The organism is Micromonospora sp. MP36 (genome assembly GCF_008119785.1).
In the GTDB taxonomy this organism is placed as follows: domain Bacteria; phylum Actinomycetota; class Actinomycetes; order Mycobacteriales; family Micromonosporaceae; genus Micromonospora.
On the sequence record NZ_VSFA01000236.1, the window covers coordinates 1 to 2,176 of the forward strand.

The 2,176-nt window shown below is 69.0% G+C and carries 2 protein-coding genes; one reads left to right on the plus strand and one right to left on the minus strand.

Annotation, left to right across the window (positions count from 1 at the left end; genetic code table 11):
- A partial coding sequence (locus FXF52_RS40885; protein ID WP_148804995.1) for a peptide-N4-asparagine amidase occupies window positions 1-1,113 on the minus strand: 1,113 nt, incomplete at its 3' end.
- A gap of 204 nt (window positions 1,114-1,317) precedes the next feature.
- Here FXF52_RS40885 and FXF52_RS40890 point away from each other — a divergent pair.
- Window positions 1,318-1,935, plus strand: coding sequence for a hypothetical protein (locus FXF52_RS40890; RefSeq protein ID WP_148804996.1), 618 nt, complete (start codon window positions 1,318-1,320; stop codon window positions 1,933-1,935).
- Window positions 1,936-2,176: the final 241 nt, after the last annotated feature.

The following is a 2,176-nucleotide window of genomic DNA, read 5'->3' on the forward strand; positions in this document are numbered from 1 at the left end:
GACGTGGTGGTTGTCGCCCCCCCCCGGGCTGGTCGGGTCTTTGCGCAGCGTCCCCGGGTCGTGGCTGAGCAGCCTGCCGGTGGTGCGGGTGCCGCCGTGGTCCCGCCACACCAGGAAGTTGGTCGGGGTGTCCCAGCCCGACTGCCCGGCCGGCACGCCGATCGTCCGTACCCGCACCCGGTGTGGCTGACCGTCGGTGAGCAGCCCCACGAACGGGGTCAGGTCGTACCGGATGGCGTGGATGTCGAAGGCGCGCGGCGCGGGAAGGACATACCAGAGGTACGGGTTGGACCAGCCGCCGGTGTAGATGTACGGGTACGGGGCCGCGATGCCGGCCACCTGGTCGTCGATCAGCACCTGCACCTCCCGGTACGGCCCGTCGGCGGCGGTGCCGCAGGAGTAGCCGGTGTCCGGTGGGGTGGTGCCGTACCAGAACTCCTCGCAGCCGCCGCCGGAACCGGTGGCGTATACCTCGGCCACCAGCCGCTCGGTGTTGCGCGCCACCGTGACCGTGCCGTGCAACTCGCCGCCGGTCTGCCTCGCGTCGGCGAGCGGCAGCACGTCGTCGGAGGTCTCCGCCGCCGGGTGGTCCGTGGTGGCCTGGTAGAAGGTCAGCTCGACCTTGGTGTCCAGGATTCCGGTGTACGTCTCGTTGACCACGTTGCCGATCAGCATCCAGACCGGCTGCTGGCGGGTGAGGAGCGGGGCGTACCGGGTGACGTCGGACTCCACCGTCCACCGGATGCCGTCGACGGACGGCTCGGCGGTGGAGGTCTTGAAGATCGTCACCCCACCCAGACTGAGCGAGCCGAGACGATCGTACTGCCGTCCGGCGATCGTGGTCTCCATCCGCAGCACGACCTTGTTCCACGGCCCGACACAGTCGGCCGGGGGTGTGTACGTGCCGGTGTAGGGCGTGAAGTCCCGGAACTCGTGGTCGACGATCGTCACGGTGCAGGACGGGGTGGGCGGCTTCGAGATGGGCTGAACCGCGGTACGCGGGTCGTCCCAGTCCGAGCCGAACTCCGTGGGCGGCTCCGCGGCGTGGGCCGCGGTGCCGGTGAAGAGGGCGAAGCCGAGCACGGCGGCTCCGACCGCGACGAGACGTCTCATCGTTCCTCGTTCTCCTAGTGCAATCCTTGTCGATACGGCATACCTGCCGGCCGCGACGCTGCGTGGCACCGTCCGGACATTACGGGAATGCCGGTGACCCCGGAACATCCCCTGTGGACCATGATGAGGCCCGCGGGTCCCCGAACCCGTCGCCGAGTTGCCGCGAGGGGCCGCGAGCATCGGTGCGTGTCTACCATCTCTACCGTGGATGACGGCATGGGCCTACCCGCGTCGAGGGCTCGGGGTGAACGGCAGGTCGTCGAGCGTCTTCGTCTGGCGCTGCTGGCATCCGCAGTGGTCCTGATGGTGCTGGCGGCTGCCGCTGGTGGCCTGTGGTGGAGCCGCCGCGATGCCGCGGTAGCTCGGAGCACTCAGCAGGCCAGCAAGATCGGGTGTCCGATCTTCGGGGCGGGCGCGGATCGCGGCTCGTTCTGTGGCAACCTCGCGGAAGACAGTCGCCGTCGAGCCCTCATGTTCGACGAACAACGCCAGCGGGCCGATGACGTGGCCGGGTTAGTGCGTACCGCTGCTTCTCATGCCGGCTGGTGCACCTCGTCCAACGACCCCACGTGTTCGCGTCGGCCACCGTCGCATCCGCCTACCGAACAGGACGTCAAGACGGCGCGGCTCTGGCTGGGGCGAACCGGGGCGTCGGCCGTCGACGCGCGACTGGCCCGGGAAGGTGACCCGGCTCCGGTCGGCTCTCTGTTGTACGCGGCACAGTTCGGCACGGTGTGCGTGGTCGGTTACGTGGAGTCGGTGCCTGGAGGCGCCGGCGCTCAGCGGACAGTTGGCCTTCTTCCGGACGGTGACTGCCTATAGCCGTGGCAGTCGCGTGCAGAACGCGCGATCCGTGCCCGCGGCAACGGTCAACACCGGCGAGGTCCGGCACGCCGACGGCGTCACGGTCCACACTCTCAGAAGCGGCCATCGCGTTCTCTCTTCCTTCTCTGACTTGGTCGTCTTGAAGGGTCGACGCAATGGCCGTATCTCATCTGCGCAACCGGCCCATCACGGGCAAGTCGTACACCCGCGGTACGGCACTCCGGGCCGTCCGGAGGTT